Source organism: Amycolatopsis sp. NPDC041971, assembly GCF_055588925.1.
On sequence record NZ_JBVJCE010000001.1, the window covers coordinates 690139 to 710177 of the forward strand.

Below are 20039 nucleotides of genomic sequence, written 5' to 3' on the forward strand. Positions count from 1 at the left end.
GGCCGGTGGGGAAGACTTCGTGGCATGATCCGCACCTACCTCACCTCAGTGCGCCGGGGCTTCGTGCTCGCGGCCTTGGCGCTGGTGAGCTGGCTGGACCTGCTGCTCGAACTGGTGGGTTTCTGCCTGCTCTGTCTCGGGCTGGTCTTCGCCTACACACTGGCGCTCGAAGGGACGCGTCCGCGCGCCGCGCTCACCCGGCGACTGTCCGGGCGCTGGTGCGGGCTCGAGGTCGAGCCGCCCTATCGGCCGGCGCCGCCGGAGCCGGAACGCGAGCGCGACGGCTGGTATCGCGAAGGGAACAGCCTGTTCAAGCGGTCGTGGTTCATCCGGTGGACCAAACGGTTCGAGTGGATCTCCGACGATCCGGCGACCGGCCGCGATCTCGGCTGGCAGCTGTGGAATCCGCTCGCGGGCTTGCTGCTGGTGCCCGCGGTCCTGTTGTCCGGGCCGCGTGCGCTGCGGGTGTACGGCAAATGGACGCGCTGGTGGCTCGGACCACGTCCGGCCCGCGACAGGGACGGCTGGGTCAAGGCGAGGTTGAAGGCGCTGGGGTTCCAGCTGGGCCTGTTCGCTCTTTCGGCCGCACAGCTCGGGATGGTGATCCCGACGCTGCTCGGCCTGATCTGGCCGTCGCCGCTGTTCCCGACGCTGGTCGTCGCCGGTCGTACGGTGACCGACACCCTGCGCCGCGAGGCCAAGAACTGGACCGGCGTGCGGATCGACCGTCCGTACCTGCCGGAGCCGCCGTTCCCCGTCCCGCGCGCGGACGGGATGTACCAGCACGGACGGCAGCTGTACGACACGCCGTGGTGGCCGGCGCGGCTGGCGCGCTGGCGCTGGGCGATATCCGACCGCGCGACCTGGCGCGACATGGCGGCCGCGGTGGTCAACTCCGTGGTGCTGCTGCTGATGGTGGTGCCGACCGCGACACTGGTGTTCTCCGGCTTCTGGGGCGTGCTGGCGTTGTGGGTCTGGCGGCCGATCGGCCAGTGGGCAGGCACCTCGTGGTCGACCACGCACTGGTTCTCGATGGTCGGCTTGCCCGAGGCGACCACTCACGGGCAAGCGCTCGCGCTCACTCCGGTCGCGGTGGCGGCCTTCGTCGCGGGACTGATCGCGACGCCGTGGCTCGCCCGTCAAGGAGCACGCTTCGCGAAGCTGCTGCTGGGGCCGACGGAGGCTTCGCGGCTGGCGCAGCGCGTCGAACGGCTGAAGCAGACGCGGACGGACGCGTCGGTCGCGCAGGCCGCCGAGCTGCGGCGTATCGAACGGGACCTGCACGACGGGGTCCAGTCGCGGCTGGTCGCGATGGGGATGAAGCTGGGCGCGGTCGAAGCGCTGATCGACAGCGATCCGGTCGCGGCGAAACGGCTGACCGCCGAACTCCGGCAGACGTCGTCCGAGACGCTGACCGAGTTGCGGCTGCTGGTGCGCGGAGTTCACCCGCCGGTGTTGTCCGAACGTGGTCTCGGTGACGCGGTGCGGGCGATGGCACTGGACAGTCCGCTGCGGGCTTCGGTGAACGGCGTCCTGCCCCGGCTGGAGCAACCCGCGGAGGCGTGCGCGTACTTCGCGGTCAGCGAGTTGCTGGGCAACGCGGCGAAGCATGGCGAGGCGCGGCGAGTGTCGATCGAACTCGGTTACGACGACGGTCTGCTGCGGATCGAGGTGACCGACGACGGCAAGGGCGGAGCGAACGCGGCACGGGGGAGCGGGATTCGCGGGATCGAACGCAGGCTGGGCGCGTTCGACGGTACGTTTGCCCTGACCAGCCCGCTCGGCGGGCCGACGAAGGCGACCATGGAGCTCCCGTGCCAGCTCGACCCCGATGCGTTGTCGCCGAGGACCAGTACCTCCTCCGAGACGGCTTGACGCATTTGCTGACCGCGCACGGCTTCGACGTCGTCGAGGCGGTCGGGACCGGGCCGGAACTGGAGCACGCGTTGCGTACCCACCGGCCGGACGTTTCGGTCGTCGACGTCCGGATGCCGCCGACGCTCACCGACGAGGGCCTCCAGGTCTCCCTGGCGGTACGGCGCGACATCCCCGGACTGCCGATTCTCGTGCTGTCACAACACGTCGAGCAACTCTACGCGCGGGAACTGCTGGCCGACGGCGCCGGCGCGATCGGCTACCTGTTGAAGGACCGGGTCTTCAACGCCGACCAGTTCATCGACGCGGTACGGCGCGTGGCGGGCGGCGGAACCGCGATGGACCCCGAGGTGATCGCGAAACTGGTGGCCGGCAACGCCTCCGACCCCCTTTCCGCGCTGACCCCACGCGAACGCGAGGTGCTCGGCTTGATGGCCGAAGGCTGCTCCAACGCCGCCATCGCCGGACGGCTGCACTTCAGCGAAGGGGCGGTGGGGAAGCACACCGCGAACATCTTCGCGAAACTCGGCATCGTCGCTTCGGACGACACGAACCGCCGGGTCCTGGCGGTTCTGGCGTACCTCGGCTCCTGACCAAAGCGCGTGAAGGCCCCCTTCCCTCGACTCAGCCGAGGGAAGGGGGCCTTCACGCGCAGTTTTCAGTTTCGCGAGATCCGGGTCATCTCTTCGCGCTCCACGACCTTCACGCGTTCCCGGCCGTGCGGGACACCGAGGGACTTCTCGTGGGCGTCGAGCTTGCCCCAGCCTTCCCAGGTGGTGAAGGGAACGCCGCGTTCGGTCAGGAAACCGAGGATCGCGTCGGGGTCGTCCACGGCCGGGGCCGCCAGGTCGTCGGCGTCGGCCAGCAGGCTCGCGATCGTTTCGGCCGCGTCACCCTTGGTGTGGCCGATGAGGCCGACCGGGCCGCGTTTGATCCAGCCGGTCACGTAGACGCCCGGCACCTGGTCCTCGTCGATGTCCAGCACCCGGCCCGCCTGGTTCGGCACGGTCCCGGTGGTGTGGTCGAACGGGATTTCCGGCAGATGCGACGACAGGTAGCCCACCGCGCGGTAAACGGCCTGGACGTCCCAGTCGTGGAACTCGCCGGTGCCGCGCACGTTGCCGTCACCGGTCAGTTCGGTGCGCTCGGTCCGCAGCCCGACCACGCGCCCGTCCTCGCCGAGGACCTCCGAGGGCGAGTGCAGGAAGTGCAGGTGCAGCCGCTTCGGCCGGTCGCCCTGGTCGCGGATCGCCCACTCCTGCAGCGTCTTCACGACCATGTCCACCTGTTTCGAGGCCCGCAGCGCGGCGATGCTGCCCTCGTCGAACTCGATGTCCTCGGGGTAGACGATGACCTCGACGTTCGGCGAGTGGTCCAGCTCGCGCAACTCCAGCGGCGTGAACTTCGCCTGTGCTGGACCGCGACGGCCGAACACGTGCACGTCGGTGACCGGACTGGCCTTCAGTCCCTGGTAGACGTTGTCCGGAATGTCGGTGCTGAGCAGCTCGTCCGCGGTCTTCGCGAGGATCCGCGCGACGTCGAGCGCCACGTTCCCGACGCCGAGGACGGCGACCGACGTCGCGTTCAGCGGCCAGGTGCGCGGCACGTCCGGGTGCCCGTCGTACCAGGAAACGAAGTCCGCGGCGCCGTAGCTGCCGTCGAGATCGATCCCGGGGATGTCCAGCGCGCGGTCGGCCATGGCGCCGGTCGAGAAGATCACCGCGTCGTAGAACTGGCGCAGGTCGTCGAGTTTGAGGTCGGTTCCGTAGTCGACGTTGCCCAGCAGGCGGACGTTCGGCTTGTCGAGGACCTTGTGCAGGGCGGTGACGATGCCCTTGATCCGGGGATGGTCGGGCGCGACGCCGTACCGGATCAGCCCGAACGGCGCCGGCATGCGCTCGAACAGGTCGATCGTTACAGATCCAGCACTGTCGGAGGACTTGTCGAGCAGGTCGGCCGCGTAGATACCGGCCGGACCGGCACCCACGATGGCTACACGAAGAGAACGGCTCACTCCTACCACGGTAAGTTAGGTAGCCCTAACAATCATTGTGATCTGGCGTACGGTCCACCTGGTGGGAGCCGCTAAGCTGGAGCCATGCGCGTGCTCGTCGTCGACAACTACGACAGTTTTGTCTACAACCTGGTCCAGTATCTGGCCCAGCTCGGCGCCGACTGCACCGTCTGGCGTAACGACGTGGTGGAGATCGACAAGCTCGCCGAGTTCGACGCGGTGCTCGTCTCTCCCGGCCCTGGAACCCCGGAACGTGCTGGTCAGAGCATGGACGTCGTCCGCGAATGCGCCGAGGAACAGATCCCGATGCTCGGCGTCTGCCTCGGCCATCAGGCGCTGGGTGTGGTCTTCGGCGCCACCGTCGATCGAGCCCCGGAACTGCTGCACGGCAAGACCAGTCAAGTCCACCATTCGGGCGAAGGGGTCCTTGCCGGGCTCCCCGCGGAATTCACCGCCACGCGGTACCACTCGCTGACCGTTTTGCCCGAAACCATCGACGACGCCGTGTTCGAGATCACAGGCCGCACCGAATCCGGGGTCGTGATGGGCATGCGGCACCGCGACCTGCCGCTCGAGGGCGTCCAATTCCACCCCGAGTCCGTGCTCACCCAGGGCGGGCACCGGATGCTGGCGAACTGGATGGCGTCCGCGGGGCATCCGGTTCCCGAAGCCACGGTCAACGAACTCGAACAGGCGACCCGCGCGCTGCAGAAGGCCGCTGCTGCGTGACCTCGCTGATCCGGCTCGAAAAAGTCGGGAAGAGCTACGGCCGCGGTGAACCCGTGCTCGTCGACGTCGACCTCGACGTCCCGACGGGCCGCGTCGTCGGCGTTCTCGGCTCGAACGGCTCGGGGAAGTCGACGCTGCTCAGAGTCCTCGCGGCCCTTTCCCGCCAGACCTCGGGAGCCGTCGTGGGCAGCCCGCGCGTCGGCTACCTGCCCGACCGCTTCCCGGCCAGCCAGCGGATGAGCGCCAGGGCGTATCTGCGGCATATGGCCCGTATCGACGGCCTTGTCGACTTGTCGGCGATCGATCCCTTGCTGGACAGGCTGGCGCTGGTCGGCGGGCCGGACGCGCCTCTGCGGACCTTGTCGAAGGGCAATGCCCAGAAGGTCGGCCTCGCCCAAGCCGTCTTGGCCGAGCCGGAACTGCTGATTCTCGACGAGCCCTGGTCCGGCCTCGACGTCGAAGCCCACGCGGTGCTCGGCGAACTCGTCGCCGAGACCAAGGATCGGGGCGCGAGCGTGGTCTTCACCGACCACCGCGCGGCCGTCGTGCACGCCCACGCCGACGACGTCTACTGGATGGACGCCGGCTCGCTGACCCACGTCGAAACGAGAGCCGAAAACGCGACAAGGATCGTCCTCCGCGGACCCCGCGGCGACTGGTCTTCGGAACCCGGCGTCAGCCAGGCCCAGACCGAGGGCGAGAAGGTCGTCCTGACGGTCGAAGCCGGCCACACGGACGCCGTCCTGCTGCGCGCGCTCAACCGCGGGTTCTCGGTCCGGGAGGTGGCGCCGTGCTCGCGATGACCCGCTACTACCTCGCGCTGCTCGGGCATTCCCAGCGCTACCTCCCCGCGATCCTCGCCTACCTCGCGGTCAACACGGTGCTCTACACGGATCCGAAGTCGCCACTGCTGCCGCAGTACGGGATCAGCGCGGGTTCACTCCTGGTGGTCTCGTGCTGGCTGACCATCGCGATGCTGGACGTCGAAGACCCGGTCCAGCGGCTCGTGACCTTCAGCCACGCCCGACGCTGGCGATCGGTCCTCGCCGGCGCCACACTGGCCGTGTTCGGCTGCGCCGCCGTGCTGATCGTCGTGACACTGGCGTGGTCGGGCATCCGGTCCGGCGGCTTCCCGATCGGCACCCTCGCCCTCGGCGCCGCGGCGCACGCGTTGTGCGCGCTGTTCGGGATCGCGATCGGCCTGCCTTGTTCGCGGCTGCTGGTCCCGCGTGTCGGCTGGTCGGTACTGGCGGCGATCTTCGCGCTCGCGGCCGTGCTCCTGGTGAAATGGCTGCCGCTGGCGTATCCGCTGCTGCGCGCCCTGACCGCACAGGAACCACTGGCCGGTCCGTTCGCGGTCGCCGTGGTGGCGGCGGTCGCCGCCTTGCTGCTGAGCGCGACGGCCGTCGGATACCTGCTCCGCCGCAACGCCTGATGCCGCGTCACTGCTCCACTTCGAGAAGCTCGATCAGCTCGCCTAACGGAACGAAGGTCGGCTTCTGGCTGTGCGGAACGATGTCCGCGACAGGCGTGCCGTTGCGGGTGAGAACAAAGCTGTCCCCTTCTTCGACGGCACGCATGATGTTCGGCATGTCGTCGCACAGCTCGCGTTGAGTGATCTGCCGGACCATGCTCGAAAAGTAGCGACCCGGTTTCGTGACATGAAAAGGGCCCCGCACGAAACCGTGCGGGGCCCTTTTCAGCTCAGTTACCTGGTAGGCCTGGGAGGCCACTCCGTGAACTCGACGTCGGCGTCTCGTCGTTCTCGACGATGAACAGCGTGATCGGCGCGTTCTTCGCGATCTTCGCACCGGCCTGCGGGTTGGTCTTGCTGACCTTGCCCGCCTGGTCACGGTCGCCGTTCTTGTCGGCTTGCGTGTCCAGCTGACCTGACCAGCCCAGCTGCTGCAACTGCCGGGTCGCCTGGTCGTCTGTCATGCCCTTCAGGTTCGGCATCTCGAAGGTCTCTTGGCTGCCGTCCGACACGGACAGCTTGACCACACTGCCGACGGCCAGCTTGCCGCCGTTCGGGGTCTGGTCGATCACCGTGCCCTTGGGCTGTTCGGAGCTCACGTTGTTGACCGACGGGGTGAACCCGGCCGCCTTCAACCCGGCTTCGGCCTCGGCCTGGGTCTTGCCCTTGTAGTTCGGGACCGTCTTCAGTTCCTTGGACTTGCCGACCGTGATGTCGACCTTCGAACCCTGGTCGACGTCGGCCTGCGGAGCGGGGTTCTGCGAGATGACCTTGCCGGCCTCGTTCGGGTCTTCGGTCTGTTGCTCGGTGGTCGCGCCGACCTTCAGACCGGCTTCGGTCAGCGCCGCCGTGGCCTCGGCCACGCTCTTGCCCTTGAGGTCCGGCGTCTTGACCTTCTCCGGCTTCGCGCCGACGGTCAGCGTGATCTTGTCCGAGGTCGGCGTCACCTGGCCCTCGGCCGGGCTGATCGCGATGACCTTGTCGATCAGGTTCTCGTCGCAGGCGGGCTGCCCGTTCACGGACTCGCCGGTGCACGGGATCCTCTTGGTGGGCTCGAACGAGCCGAATCCCACCCCGCGGAGTGTGTCCTTCGCCGAGGCCTCGGATTGGCCCGTCACCTTCGGAATCGCCTTGCTCTCCGCGTCGGAGCCGTTGAACGCGCTGGAGAGCCACATGATCAGCAGCACCACCGCCGCCAGCGAGACCACGAGACCGGCGATGAGCCAGGCACGGCGTTTCTTCTTCGCGGCCGGGTCTTCGTCCTCGTCCTCATACTGGTCGTAGCGCTGCGGCACCCGGCGGTCGGAGTCCATGACCTGGGTGCGCTCGTCCTCCGACATCACCATCGGCGCGGACGGCCGCTGGCCGGACAGCGTGCGGACCAGGTCCGAACGCATCTCCGCCGACGACTGGTAGCGGTTCGCGGGACCCTTCGCGAGCGCCTTGAGCACGACGGCGTCGAGCTCGGGCGCCACGGCCGGGTTCACCGACGAAGGCGGGTTCGGGTCTTCCCGGACGTGCTGGTACGCCACCGCGACCGGGGAGTCGCCGGTGAAGGGCGGCTCGCCGGTGACGAGTTCGTACAGCACACAGCCGGCGGCGTAGACGTCGGAACGCGCGTCGACGGACTCACCGCGCGCCTGCTCCGGCGAGAGGTACTGCGCCGTGCCGATCACCGCGGCGGTCTGCGTCATCGCGGACTGCCCGTCGTGCATGGCGCGCGCGATGCCGAAGTCCATCACCTTGACGGCGCCGTTCTTCGTGATCATCACGTTCGCCGGTTTGACGTCGCGGTGCACGATGCCGTGCCGGTGCGAGAAGTCCAGCGCCGCGCAGACGTCGGCCATGACCTCCATCGCCCGCTTCTGCGACATCGGGCCTTCGGTCTTCACGATGTCCCGCAGAGTCCGTCCTTCGACGAACTCCATGACGATGTAGGGCAGCGGGCCGAACTCGGTGTTCGTCTCGCCGGTGTCGTAGACGGCGACGATCGCCGGGTGGTTCAGTGCCGCCGCGTTCTGTGCCTCGCGACGGAAACGTTCTTGGAACTGGGGATCCCGCGCCAGGTCGGCACGCAGGATCTTGATCGCCACCTCCCGGCCCAGGCGCACGTCGTGGCCGTGATGGACCTCGGACATGCCTCCGTAGCCGAGCGTGTCGCCCAGCTCGTAGCGGTTGCTGAGCAGTCTTGGTGTGCTCATCTCTGCGTGCCGTTCCATTCCGTCCAAGGTTTGCTGCTCATCATTCCTGGATTCGCCTGTCCGGCCGGCTCCTCGGTGCCGCCCTCCGTCGGCACCGCGGGGTAGGCGGATGTCGGCGGAGGACCTTCAGACTTCTTACCCGGAGCCGGTGCTTGTTCACTCGTTTCCACGCCGCCCGACCGCGGTCCGTTGCCCGAACCGACCAGTCTCACGATGAGGAAGGCCCCTGCCACCAGTAGTGCGATCAGGATCACCGCGAGCAGCACCCACCAACCCCATTGCGTCCGTCTGCCGGGCAGGCGGCGGACCGCCATCGGCGGCGGGCCGGTGACCGGGTGCATCCCGGGATGCGACGCCGGTCCGACCGCCGCCATCGGGTTCGGCGGTGAATGCGGGCCGGGCGGAACCTGCTGCGGCAGTACCGGCTGGCCGGCCGAGTAGGCCACGTTGACCAGCCCCGACGGTGTCGGCAGCGGAAGCCCGGCGCGGACCGCGGCCACCGCGGCCGCGAACTCGCCACCGCTGTTGTACCGCTGTCTCGGATCCTTGATCATGGTCGCCTCGATGACCGCGCGGGCGCCCGGCGGCACGTCCGGCGGCAGCGGCGGCGGGAGGTCGCGGATGTGCATCATCGCGACGGTCACCGCGTTCTCCGAAAGGAACGGCCGGTGCCCGGTGAGGCATTCGTAGCCGCAGACGGCCAGCGAGTAGACGTCGCTCGCCGGTTCGGCGTTGTGCCCGAGAGCCTGTTCGGGGGCGATGTAGTGCGCGGTGCCCATGACCATGCCGGACCTGGTCACCGGCGCGGCGTCGGCGGCCTTGGCGACCCCGAAGTCGGTGATCTTCACCTGGCCGGCCGGGGTGACCATGATGTTGCCCGGTTTGACGTCGCGGTGCACAAGACCCGTTTCGTGCGCGGCCTGCAGTGCGTTACCGGCCTGCTCGAGAATGTCCAAAGTACGCTCGGCGTTCAGGCGCCCTTCGCGGGTGATGATGGCGGCCAGCGGATCGCCTTCGACCAGCTCCATCACCAGATACGCGATCGACAGTTCGTCGGCGACCGTCTCGCCGTAGTCGTGCACGGCGGCGATGCCGGGGTGGTTCAACGACGCCGTCATCCGCGCCTCGGTCCGGAACCGGTGCAGGAACTCCGCGTCGCCGGACAGCTCCGCCTTGAGGATCTTGACCGCGACCGTCCGGTCCAGCCGCGTGTCACTGGCCTGCCAGACCTCGCCCATCCCGCCGACGGCGATCCGGTTCGTCAGCTTGTACCGGTCGGCCAGCAGCTGACCCGAGGACAGCATCCGCTATCCACCCCCGAGCATGGCGTTGACGGCGGCGCGGCCGATCTCCGCGGCCACGGTGCCACCGGTCGCTTCGAGCCCTCGGTTACCCCCGGACTCGACGATCACCGAGACGGCGATCTTCGGGTCCATCGCCGGCGCGAACCCGGTGTACCAGGCGTGCGGCGGGGTGTTCTTCGGGTCGTTGCCGTGCTCGGCGGTGCCGGTCTTGGAGGCGATCTGGATGTCGCCGCGTTTGCCGGCGCCCTTCGTGTTCTCTTCCGACGCCAGCATCATGTCGCGCAGGATCGCGGCGTTCGCGCTGGACATCGCGGCGTCACCGGTCAGTTCGGCCGGGGTGTAGTCCTCGATGGTCGACAGGTTCGGCGCCAGCAGCGACTGCACGAGCTGTGGCTTCATCGCCATCCCGTTGTTGGCGATGGTCGCCGAGAGCAGGCAGTCCTGCAGGGGCGTCAGCCGCACGTCGCGCTGGCCGATGGAGCTCTGGAACAGGGCCGCCTTCGATTCGAGCGGGCCGAGGGACGAGCCGGCGACCCGCATCGGCACGGTCAGGTCCTCGCCGACACCGAAGTTCTTCGCCGTCGCGTTCAGCTTGTCCTTGCCGAGTTCGCCCGCGATCTCGGCGAACGGCACGTTGCAGGAGTACCGCAGCGCTTCCTTCAGCGTGCTGCCCTTGCAGGCCGCGCCGCCGTAGTTCTCCAGCGTCGTCTGCGTGCCGGGCAGCTTCACGTTGGGCGCGGTGCTGACCGGCATGTCCGCCGTCTTGCCGTCCTCGAGCGCGGCCGCGGTCACCAGCAGCTTTGCCGTCGAACCCGGCGGGTACGTCTCCGAGATCGCGCGGTTCAGCATCGGCTTCTTCGGATCGTCGCGCCACTGCGACCAGGCCGCGACCTGCTCCTTGGTGGTGTGCGAGGCCAGTTTGTTCGGGTCGAACGACGGCGTCGACACCATGGCGAGGATGCGCCCGGTCTTGGGCTCCATCGCGACCACCGCGCCGGTGTAGCCCTTTTTGGTCATCAGGTCGTACGCGGCCTTCTGCACGGCCGGGTTGATCGTCAGCCGCACGTTCCCGCCGCGCGGGTCGCGGCCGGTGACCATGTCCGAAAGGCGCCGCACGAACAGCCGCGGGTCGGAACCGTTCAGGACGTCGTCCTCGGACCGCTCCAGACCGCCGGCGCCGTAGTTGATCGAGTAGTAGCCGGTGACCGGCGCGTACATCGGACCGTCGGCGTAGGTCCGGATGAACTTGTACTTGTCGTTCGACGGGTCGACCTTGGCGAGCGCGGCGCCGTCGGGCGTCACGATCAGCCCTCGCTGGCGGGAGTACTCGTCGTAGAGCACGCGCACGTTGCGCGAGTCGGTGCGGTAGTCGTCGGCCTTGACCACCTGGATGTAGGTGGCGTTCGCCATCAGGAGCACCACCATGACGAGCATGGCGACACCCACCTTGCGGAGCGGGGTGTTCACGAAGGGCTCCCCTCACCGGTCGCGGGCGGCCGCTGGACCATCACCGTGTGCGCCTCGGCGAGCGGCGCTTGCGGCTGCTGCGGCTTCGGCCGCACGGCGGGTTTGCGGGCGGCGTCGGAGATGCGGAGCAGGAGGGCCACCAGGATGTAGTTCGCGAGCAGTGAAGAACCACCGCGGGAGAGGAACGGGGCGGTGATCCCGGTGTTCGGGATCAGGTTCGTGACACCGCCGACGACGACGAAGATCTGCATGACCAGGGCGAACGACAGACCGCCGCCGAGGAGTTTGCCGAAGGTGTCGCGCACGGCGAGGGCGCTGCGCATCCCGCGCATCGCCAGGATCAGGTACAGCATCAGCATCGCGGCGAGACCGATCAGGCCGAGTTCCTCGCCGATCGCGGTGGTGATGAAGTCCGTTTTGGCCTCGGGGACCATGTCCGGCCGTCCGGCGCCGAGGCCGGTCCCGCCGACCCCGCCGGTCCCGAGCCCGAACAGCCCCTGCGCGACCTGGTAGCCGCCGCCGGGGTCGTCGTAGGTGGCCAGCGGGTCGATCCAGTTCCGGACGCGCTGCTGGACGTGCGTGAACAGGTTGTAGGCGATGATCGCGCCGGCCGCGAAGAAGCCGACCCCCAGCACGACCCAGATGATCCGTTCGGTGGCGACGTACAACATCACCAGCGTGACACCGAAGAACAGCAGCGACGTGCCGAGGTCCTTCTCGAACACCAGCACACCGAGGCAGGCGGCGGCCGCGATGAGGATCGGGCCGAGGTCACGGGCACGCGGCAACTCGACGCCGACGATCCGCTTGCCCGCCACCATGAACAGGTCGCGTTTCGTCACCAGGAACGAGGCGAAGAAGATCATCAGCAGGATCTTCGCGAACTCACCTGGCTGGATCGAGAAGAACGGCAGCTTGATCCAGACCTTCGCGCCGTTGACCTCGGACAGGCTCGACGGCAGCACGGCGGGCAGCGCGAGCGCCACGATGCCGACCAGACCGCAGGTGTAGCCGTAGCGGGTCAGCGTGCGGTGATCGCTGATCACGACCAGCACCACCACGAACAACACCAGCGAGATCGCCGTGAACAGCACCTGCTTCGTGACGTCCGGCGTGTACTCCTTGCCCTGCTGGATCGCGCGTTCCGCGAGCGCGAGGTCGATCCGGTGGATCATCACCAGGCCGAGCCCGTTCAGCAGCGCGACACACGGCAGGATCACCGGGTCCGCGTACGGCGCCCAGCGGCGGACCGCCAGATGCGCCGCCGTCAGCACCCCGAGGTACGACAGCCCCAGCCAGATGATCGAGCTGGTGAGCTCCTGCTCCTGGTTCGCCTCCACCAGCACGAGCGCGACGGTGACGATGAACGTCGCGAACGCCAGGAGGACGAGCTCGGTCCCGCGTCGCTTGGGCAGCTCGCGCGGAGGGTTCGTGGCGAACTGGGCCGAAGCCGGATCGGCGAGCGGCGTGCTCATCAGTTACCGCCCCCTGGTGCTGCCGTGGTCGGCGTCGAGCAGTCCCTCCCCGCTGGCTGGTTCGCCGAACTCGGCGAGGCGGGGGTCGAAGGGACTGCCGCCGACGACGACACCGGAGGCGACGACGCGGTGGGCGGCGTGGAAGTCGAGCCGGTGCCCTGCTTGCAGTCGGCCAGCTGCTTGTGCGGCCGAAGGAAGTCGTCGATGTACTTGCGGGCGTCGTCGAGGTTGTCCTTCTTGACGCCGTTCTTCACCGCGATCCGCGCGTCCTCCTGCAGTGCCGGCACCAGGAGCTTGTCGGTGCACAGACCACCCGGCGGGCACGAGCCCTGCTCGTAGGCGTGCAGGTCGATGCCGAGGATGCTGCCCGGGACGCCGCGGTAGATCACGACCTCCTCGCCGGAGCCCTCGCCGACGTAGTACTGGCTCAGCACGAAATACCGCGTGGCGATCGCCGCCGCGGCCAGCACGATCAGGACGACCACTGCTCCCGCCAGCCAGCGAAATCGCCTCCGGCGCTTGACCTTCGGGTCCTCCTGCTGAGGCTGGACCTCCGGCCGCGGCTGCGGCGAGGGCAGGGTCAGCGCGCGGGCGCGGGCGGCGGGGGAGTCGCCCTGGTGGAACTCGTCGCTGCCGTCCCCGGCGGCGCCGCCCACGATGGGCGCGTCCTCACCGAAGTCGACGTCGACGACGTCGGCGATGATCACCGTGACGTTGTCCGTGCCGCCGCCCTTGAGCGCCAGCTCGATCATCCGGTCCGCGCAGGACTGCGGATCCGGGATCTGGATCGCCTCGGCCAGCGTCTCGTCGCTGACCATGCCGGACAGACCGTCCGAACAGATCAGGTAACGGTCGCCGGCGCGGGCCTCGCGCACGGTCAGGCTCGGCTCGACCTCATGGCCGGTGAGCGCCTTCAGCAGCAGCGACCGCTGCGGGTGCACCGCGGCCTCTTCCGGCGTGATCCGGCCCTGTTCGAGAAGTTCGTTGACGAAGCTGTCGTCCCGCGTGATCTGCGAGAACTGCTTGCCGCGCATCAGATACGCCCGCGAGTCGCCGACGTGCACGACACCCATCCGCGAACCGGCGAACAGCACGGCGGTCAGGGTGGTGCCCATCCCGTCGAGGTCCGGGTCCTGCTGGACGAGTTCGGCGATGGCGGCGTTGCCGTTCTGGACGGCCTCACGCAGCTGGGCGAGAAGGTCGTCGCTGGGATCGTCGTCGTCGAGGGGGGCGAGGGAGGCGATGACGACCTTGCTGGCCACCTCACCCGCGGCGTGGCCGCCCATGCCGTCGGCGAGGGCGAGCAGGCGGGGACCGGCGTACACGGAGTCCTGGTTGCTGGAACGCACCAGGCCCCGGTCGCTGCGAGCCGCGTAGCGGAGGACGAGAGTCATGGCCGAAGCTCGATCACCGTTTTGCCGATCCGGATGGGGACTCCGAGCGGGACCCGGAGGGGTGCCGTGACCTTAGCCCGGTCAAGGTACGTCCCGTTCGTCGAGCCCAGGTCTTCCACGTACCAATCCTCCCCGCGCAGGGCGATCCGGGCGTGCCGGGTCGACGCGTAGTCGTCGTCCAGCACCAGGGTCGAGTCGTCGGCACGGCCGATCAGGATCGGCCTGCCGTCCAAGGCGATCCTGGTGCCTGCCAGCGCACCATGGGTCACGAGCAGCTGCTGCGGCGACTTCCCGCCGCGCGGCTTCTTGCTTTCCTTCTTCTTGCGACCGAACGTCGGGACGGCGACTCGCAGCCCGGAGGCCGCGTACAGATCCGACCGGACGACACGCAACGCGGCGAACACGAAGAGCCAGAGCAGCACGAGAAAGCCCACCCTGGTGAGTTGAACGACCAGCTCTGGCACTTGTTGTGTCCGCTCCCGTTTCTCCTGTACGCCGCGGAGAGCCCGTGCCGTCCGGGATGGTCGGCTCCGGACAGCGCTGCTCTCCGCGTACGACCCGAGGTGCCGATCCACCACAGGTCCCCGCACCGCAATTCTGCGATACCCCCTCCGGGCGCCGCCGGTCAGCCCTGCGTACGGAACACGAGAGACGAGTGGCCCACGCGGATCACGTCGCCGTCGGCCAGCTGCCAGGTCTGCACCGGGGTGCCGTTGACGGTCGTTCCGTTGGTCGAACCGATGTCCGCGAGCGTCGCGCTCTGACCGTCCCAGGTGATCTCCAGGTGACGACGCGAGACACCGGTGTCCGGGAGCCGGAAATCGGCGTCCTGGCCACGGCCCACGACGTTCCCGCCCTGTTTCAGCGAGTACGAGCGGTTCGATCCGTCGTCCAGCTGGAGGCTCGCCGCGAGCTGACGCCCGGCCGCGGGCGGGCCGCCGTAGCCGCCACCCTGCGCGTACGGATCCGCCGCGGGCTGGCCGTACTGCTGCTGGCCACCGCCGTACTGGTCGTAGCCGGCCTGCTGCTGGCCGCCGTACTGGTCATAGCCGGGCTGCTGCGCGGCACCGCCGCCGTAGCCCTGGTCGTAACCGGGCTGCTGCTGGCCGCCGTACTGGTCGTAACCCGGCTGCTGCGCGGCACCGCCGCCGTAGCCCTGGTCGTAACCCGGCTGCTGCTGACCGCCGTACTGGTCATAGCCGGGCTGCTGGGCGCCGCCGTAGCCCTGGTCGTAGCCGGGCTGCTGCTGCTGGCCGCCGTATTGGTCGTACCCGGGCTGCTGAGCGCCACCGCCGTAACCCTGGTCGTAGCCGCCCTGCTGCTGGCCGCCATAACCCTGGTCGTACCCGGGCTGCTGCTGGCCAGCCTGCTGTCCGTAGCCGTACTGGCCCTGCTGGCCGTACGGGTCACCCTGGTCGTATTGGCCGTAGCCGGGGGGCTGGCTCATTGCTGGGTCTCCTGCGTTGCTGGGTCGTGCCGACCGTGACGAACCTTCGGCGCCGTGGGGCTTGACGTCGGGATCGACGGACGAACGGGTCTTGAATTGTCCAGTATGCAGCGCCTCGTTGCGCTCGAGCGAAACTACGACGTCACCATAGGTGTCCCAACCGTGCTCGGCGAGGTGTTCCTTGACCGCCTCCGCCAACACCGACGTGACCCGACGCTCGTCTCCGGCCATACTTTCGTGATCAGCCTCCCCCAACGACACGATGTAGTGATTGGGGGCGAGCTGTCGACCACCGGCCAGCTCACGAACGTTCTCCTCGCTCTCGCGCTCAAGCGCCACCGCCACTTCCTGCGTGACGACCTTGCCACCGAACATGCGCGCGAAGGTATTGCCCACCAGATTCTCGAGCCGCCTATCAAAGCGCTCAACGCGGCCCACCGGGCAACCTCCTCACACGTGTGCTTCCCCGTCGATCCTATCCGGGTACGGCCAGTCGGACACGGCCCCCGGTGAAACCCGTGAAATCAGCCTGCTACGCTTTGCGAGCTGTCAGAGAACGAAGCACTCGGGCGAGTGGCGGAATGGCAGACGCGCACGGTTCAGGTCCGTGTGTCCGAAAGGACGTGAGGGTTCAACTCCCTCCTCGCCCACTCTTGTTCAGAGGCCCCTTCGCTAGCGCGACGGGGCCTCTTTCGCGTTGGTCGTCGCTCGTCGGTTCCCGGGGGCCGAGCCCCCCCGGACCCCCACGGTGCGTGAGGGCGGCGGTTGGGCTTGGGGTCGGTGCCTGAAAGAACAAAGGAAAGGCAAAGGGGCAAAGAAAAGACCCGGCGGCGGCCGGGTCTGGTCTGGTGGTGCGGGGTGTGGGTCAGTTCACGCCGACTAGGTCGACGACGAAGATCAGGGTTTCGTTCGGCTTGATGACGCCGCCGGCGCCGCGCTCACCGTAGGCGAGGTGCGGCGGGATGGTCAGCTTGCGACGGCCGCCGACCTTCATGCCGGCGACACCCTGGTCCCAGCCGGGGATGACCTGACCGGCGCCGAGGCCGAAGCGAAGCGGCTCGCCGCGATCCCACGACGCGTCGAACTGTTCGCCGGTCGAGTGCGAGACGCCGACGTAGTGCACCGAGACGGTGTCGCCGACCTTGGCCTCCTGGCCGTCGCCGACGGAGATGTCGGCCGTCTCCAGCTCGGAGGGCGCGGGACCCTCGGGGCGGTCGATCTGGGGCTTCTGTGAAGACATGCCCATAAGCTACCTCTGCTGGTCCTGGGTCCGCAGGTCGAGTGTTCCGCCGAACGGTGGCAAGAATGCGAATAGTCTTCACAAATTCGGATACCCGTGGGTAGTGTGCGCCTCGTCACACTCCGACGACGGAGGTCTTTCATGCGACGAGGCATACGGGTCTTGGCGACGCTGGCGGGGCTGACGCTGGTGGCGGGCACCGTTCCGGCACTTCAGGCGAACGCGGCGGAGGCACCACGGAACTCGGTGGTCGCGGCGGCGCTCGACGACTACTGCGGCGGTCAGTGCGCCGACATCCTGCCGCCCGGCACCAGGGGGAACGCGACGCTCGCCGAGATCCTGGCGCACAAGGCGCTCGGCACCCGTCCCGCGCATTCGGCCGATCAGCTCGGCAAGTACGCCTCCCTCGCCGACGGCTACAAGACGCTGACCACGGACAAGATCAACCAGTTCTTCAACGACGCCTCCTTCGGCGTCCGATCCGGCCAGGTCGAGAGCACGATCAAACCGCGTTCGGACGTGACGATCACCCGTGACAAGGCGACCGGCGTTCCCCGCATCGTCGGCACGACGCGACCGGGCACGATGTACGGCGCCGGGTACGCCGCCGCGCAGGACCGGCTGTGGCTGATGGACATCATGCGCCGCGTCGGCCGCGGCCAGCTGACTTCGTTCGCCGGTGGCGCGCAGGGCAACCGCGAACTCGAGCAGAGTTTCTTCTCGTCGGCGCCGTACACCGAACAGGAACTGCAGAAGCAGATCGACGACGCCGCGGCCGGTGGCCCGCGTGGCGCGCGGGGCAAGGCCGACGCCGAGGCCTACGTCCAGGGGGTCAACAAGTACATCGCCGACGCGCACGGCGGCCGCTACTTCCCCGGCGAGTACGTGCTCACCGGGCACGTCGACGCGATCACGAACGCCGGGACCATCGAGCCGTTCAAGCTGACCGACCTCGTCGTACTGGCCGCCGTCGTCGGAGCGCAGTTCGGCGCGGGCGGCGGCGGTGAGGTGCAGAACGCCATCGCGAAGATGGCGATGCAGGAGAAGTACGGTCTCGAGCAGGGCGACAAGGTCTGGAAGAGCCTCCGGTCCGAGGACGACCCCGAGACCGTCAAGACCCTCCACAATGGACAGACTTTCGACTACGGCAAGGCACCGTCGAACCCGCGGGGCGCCGCGATGCCGGACAAGGGTTCGGTCACCGGGCAGCAGCTGGTCTTCGACCCGACCGGTTCCGCCGGGACGGCGACGCCCGCCAAGGTGGACGTTCCCGCGCCCGGAGACCAGAAGGCCGTCCGCGGCATCTTCGACGACGGTGTCCTGCCCGGCAACATGCTGTCGGAGAAGCACGGCATGTCCAACGCGCTGGTCGTCTCCGGCGCCAAGACCGCGAGCGGTCACCCGGTCGCCGTCTTCGGCCCGCAGGCCGGCTACTTCGCGCCGCAACTGCTGATGCTGCAAGAAATCCAAGGCCCGGGCATCAGCGCCCGCGGCGCCTCGTTCGCGGGCATCAGCATGTACGTGCTGCTCGGTCGCGGCAAGGACTACTCGTGGAGCGCGACCTCGGCGTCGCAGGACATCATCGACACCTACGCCGTCGAACTGTGCGAGCAGAACGGTTCCGCGCCGACGAAGAACTCCGGCTTCTACCGGTTCCGCGGCCAGTGCCTGCCGTTCGAGATCGTCGAACGCAAGAACGCCTGGAAGCCCACCGTCGCCGACGGGACGGCGCAAGGTTCGTACACGCTGCGCAGTTTCCGCACCAAATACGGGCCGGTGACGAGCCGGGCGCTGGTCGGCGGAAAACCGGTCGCGTACGCGTCGCTGCGGTCGACCTTCCAGCACGAGATCGACACGATCATCGGCTTCCAGAAGTTCAACGACCCGGACGCGATCAAGTCCGCGCAGGACTTCCAGGCCGCGGCGGCCGACGTCAACCAGACCTACAACTGGTTCTACGCCGACTCACGCGACGTCGCGTACTTCAACTCCGGCTCGAACCCGGTCCGCGATCCGAACGTCGACCCGGCGATGCCGGTGCGGGCCGACGCCGGATTCGACTGGCAGGGCTGGAATCCCGACGGAAACCTCGCGAACTACACGCCGTCGTCGCACCATCCGCAGTCGATCAACCAGGATTACTACATCAGCTGGAACAACGCGCAGACCAACGGTTACGCGGCCAGCGGGGCGGACAAGAGTTCCGTCCACCGCGGCGATCTGATCGACGCGCGGGTCAAGAAGATGATCTCCAGCGGCACCAGGGTGACACGCGTGAACCTCACGCAGGCCATGGAGGAGGCGGCGCTGGCCGACCTCCGCGCGGAGAAGGTGCTGCCGGAACTGTTCAAGGTGATCGACAAGGCACCGGTGACGGGTCCGGCCGCGGACGCGGTGGCGAAGCTGAAGACCTGGCTGACGGCGGGCGGCCTGCGTTCGGAGACCGCGCCCGGCAGCAAGGCGTACGCGAACGCCGACGCGATCCGCATCATGGACGCCTGGTGGCCGTTGCTGGTCAACGCCCAGTTCAAACCCGGTATGGGCGACGCCGCCTACGCCGCCATGGTCGGTGTGCTGAAGATCAACGAGTCGCCGTCCGGCTGGCAGAACGAGGTTCCCGGCAAGCACGTCGGCCAAGGGCACGCGGGTTCGTCGTATCAGTCGGGCTGGTGGGGTTATGTGCACAAGGACATCCGTTCGGTCCTCGGACAGAACGTGGCCGGTCCGCTGGCCGTGAAGTACTGCGGTGGCGGAGACGTCGACACTTGCCGTCAGGTGCTGCTCGACTCGCTGACGCAGGCGGCCGCCCAACCCGCCAGCACCGTCTATCCCGGTGACGGCGACTGCGCCGCGGGCGACCAGTGGTGTGCCGACACGATCATCCACCGCGCGCTCGGCGGCATCACCCACGACAAGATGAGCACCCAGAACCGGCCGACCTTCCAGCAGGTCGTGGAGTTCCCGGCGAAACGCGGCGACAACATCGCCAACCTCGCCACCGGCCGCTCGGTGAGCGCGACCAGCCACGAAACCGGCTGGTACAACTCGCCGCCGTCCAAAGCCATCGACGTCGACCTGTCGACGCGCTGGGCGAGCGACTGGAGCGACAACCAGTCGATCACCGTCGACCTCGGTTCGGTGCGGCGCGTTTCCCGGGTCGTCCTGCACTGGGAATCCGCGTACGGCAAGGCCTACAAGGTGCAGGTCTCGGCCGACGGGACGAACTGGCGCGACGTGGCATCCATAGTGGACGGAAACGGCGGACAGGACAACGTCGCCTTCGAAGCCGTGGACGCCCGTCAGGTCCGGATGGCCGGTGTCCAGCGCGGCACGAAGTACGGCTACTCCCTCTACGAGTTCGAGGTGTACGCCCACTAGCGGCGACGGTCGGGGGACATCGGACCGCGACGGCGCCGACC

At 68.3% G+C, this 20039-nt stretch carries 16 protein-coding genes and 1 tRNA gene; 7 read left to right on the top strand and 10 right to left on the bottom strand.

Annotation, left to right across the window (positions count from 1 at the left end):
* The first annotated feature begins 24 nt into the window (after window positions 1-24).
* Both ACZ6DT_RS03485 and ACZ6DT_RS03490 read left to right on the top strand, forming a co-directional pair.
* A complete protein-coding gene (locus ACZ6DT_RS03485; protein WP_465587962.1) occupies window positions 25-1875 on the top strand; it encodes a sensor histidine kinase in 1851 nt (616 codons plus the stop codon).
* Window positions 1815-2468, top strand: a complete 654-nt coding sequence (locus ACZ6DT_RS03490; RefSeq protein WP_465587965.1) for a response regulator — start codon at window positions 1815-1817, stop codon at window positions 2466-2468. The genes ACZ6DT_RS03485 and ACZ6DT_RS03490 overlap by 61 nt, the downstream gene beginning before the upstream one ends.
* A gap of 65 nt (window positions 2469-2533) precedes the next feature.
* Here the strand turns inward: ACZ6DT_RS03490 and ACZ6DT_RS03495 are convergent, their stop codons facing one another.
* Complete coding sequence (locus tag ACZ6DT_RS03495; protein ID WP_465588824.1) at window positions 2534-3862, bottom strand: ferredoxin--NADP reductase domain-containing protein; 1329 nt, start codon at window positions 3860-3862, stop codon at window positions 2534-2536.
* A gap of 111 nt (window positions 3863-3973) precedes the next feature.
* On the opposite strand from ACZ6DT_RS03495, the gene ACZ6DT_RS03500 reads away from it, so the two are divergent.
* Genes ACZ6DT_RS03500 through ACZ6DT_RS03510 form a run of 3 tightly spaced genes read left to right on the top strand, consistent with a single transcriptional unit; the run spans window position 3974 to window position 6053 of the window.
* Window positions 3974-4618 (top strand): aminodeoxychorismate/anthranilate synthase component II, encoded by a 645-nt coding sequence (locus tag ACZ6DT_RS03500; protein ID WP_465587968.1) that lies wholly within the window; start codon window positions 3974-3976, stop codon window positions 4616-4618.
* The gene (locus ACZ6DT_RS03505; RefSeq protein ID WP_465587970.1) at window positions 4615-5421 is read left to right on the top strand and encodes an ATP-binding cassette domain-containing protein; all 807 of its coding nucleotides are present in this window, start codon (window positions 4615-4617) and stop codon (window positions 5419-5421) included. Before ACZ6DT_RS03500 ends, ACZ6DT_RS03505 begins: the two co-directional genes overlap by 4 nt.
* On the top strand, window positions 5409-6053 hold the full coding sequence (locus ACZ6DT_RS03510; RefSeq protein WP_465587972.1) for a hypothetical protein: 645 nt from the start codon (window positions 5409-5411) through the stop codon (window positions 6051-6053). Before ACZ6DT_RS03505 ends, ACZ6DT_RS03510 begins: the two co-directional genes overlap by 13 nt.
* A gap of 7 nt (window positions 6054-6060) precedes the next feature.
* Here the strand turns inward: ACZ6DT_RS03510 and ACZ6DT_RS03515 are convergent, their stop codons facing one another.
* The 8 genes from ACZ6DT_RS03515 to ACZ6DT_RS03550 all read right to left on the bottom strand — a co-directional run bounded on the left by ACZ6DT_RS03515 (window position 6061) and on the right by ACZ6DT_RS03550 (window position 15818).
* Window positions 6061-6249, bottom strand: coding sequence for a type II toxin-antitoxin system Phd/YefM family antitoxin (locus tag ACZ6DT_RS03515; RefSeq protein ID WP_465587975.1), 189 nt, complete (start codon window positions 6247-6249; stop codon window positions 6061-6063).
* Between the two features lie 73 nt (window positions 6250-6322).
* Window positions 6323-8293 carry a Stk1 family PASTA domain-containing Ser/Thr kinase gene (pknB, locus tag ACZ6DT_RS03520; protein ID WP_465587978.1) on the bottom strand — a complete coding sequence of 657 codons (1971 nt, stop codon included), beginning with the start codon at window positions 8291-8293 and terminating at the stop codon, window positions 6323-6325.
* On the bottom strand, window positions 8290-9597 hold the full coding sequence (locus ACZ6DT_RS03525; RefSeq protein WP_465587981.1) for a serine/threonine-protein kinase: 1308 nt from the start codon (window positions 9595-9597) through the stop codon (window positions 8290-8292). The genes pknB and ACZ6DT_RS03525 overlap by 4 nt, the downstream gene beginning before the upstream one ends.
* Before the next feature lie 3 nt (window positions 9598-9600).
* Complete coding sequence (locus ACZ6DT_RS03530; protein ID WP_465587984.1) at window positions 9601-11064, bottom strand: peptidoglycan D,D-transpeptidase FtsI family protein; 1464 nt, start codon at window positions 11062-11064, stop codon at window positions 9601-9603.
* Window positions 11061-12539, bottom strand: coding sequence for an FtsW/RodA/SpoVE family cell cycle protein (locus ACZ6DT_RS03535; RefSeq protein ID WP_465587987.1), 1479 nt, complete (start codon window positions 12537-12539; stop codon window positions 11061-11063). Before ACZ6DT_RS03535 ends, ACZ6DT_RS03530 begins: the two co-directional genes overlap by 4 nt.
* Window positions 12539-13933, bottom strand: a complete 1395-nt coding sequence (locus ACZ6DT_RS03540; protein WP_465587990.1) for a PP2C family protein-serine/threonine phosphatase — start codon at window positions 13931-13933, stop codon at window positions 12539-12541. Before ACZ6DT_RS03540 ends, ACZ6DT_RS03535 begins: the two co-directional genes overlap by 1 nt.
* Entirely contained in the window at window positions 13930-14397 is a 468-nt protein-coding gene (locus ACZ6DT_RS03545) for an FHA domain-containing protein FhaB/FipA (RefSeq protein WP_076163900.1), read from the bottom strand. The genes ACZ6DT_RS03540 and ACZ6DT_RS03545 overlap by 4 nt, the downstream gene beginning before the upstream one ends.
* A gap of 161 nt (window positions 14398-14558) precedes the next feature.
* Window positions 14559-15818, bottom strand: coding sequence for a DUF3662 and FHA domain-containing protein (locus ACZ6DT_RS03550; protein WP_465587993.1), 1260 nt, complete (start codon window positions 15816-15818; stop codon window positions 14559-14561).
* Window positions 15819-15947: 129 nt separating this feature from the next.
* On the opposite strand from ACZ6DT_RS03550, the gene ACZ6DT_RS03555 reads away from it, so the two are divergent.
* Window positions 15948-16030, top strand: a tRNA-Leu gene (locus ACZ6DT_RS03555).
* Between the two features lie 215 nt (window positions 16031-16245).
* Here the strand turns inward: ACZ6DT_RS03555 and ACZ6DT_RS03560 are convergent.
* The gene (locus ACZ6DT_RS03560; protein ID WP_465587996.1) at window positions 16246-16620 is read right to left on the bottom strand and encodes an FKBP-type peptidyl-prolyl cis-trans isomerase; all 375 of its coding nucleotides are present in this window, start codon (window positions 16618-16620) and stop codon (window positions 16246-16248) included.
* Window positions 16621-16761: 141 nt separating this feature from the next.
* On the opposite strand from ACZ6DT_RS03560, the gene ACZ6DT_RS03565 reads away from it, so the two are divergent.
* Complete coding sequence (locus ACZ6DT_RS03565; RefSeq protein WP_465587999.1) at window positions 16762-19998, top strand: penicillin acylase family protein; 3237 nt, start codon at window positions 16762-16764, stop codon at window positions 19996-19998.
* The last annotated feature ends 41 nt before the right edge of the window (window positions 19999-20039 follow it).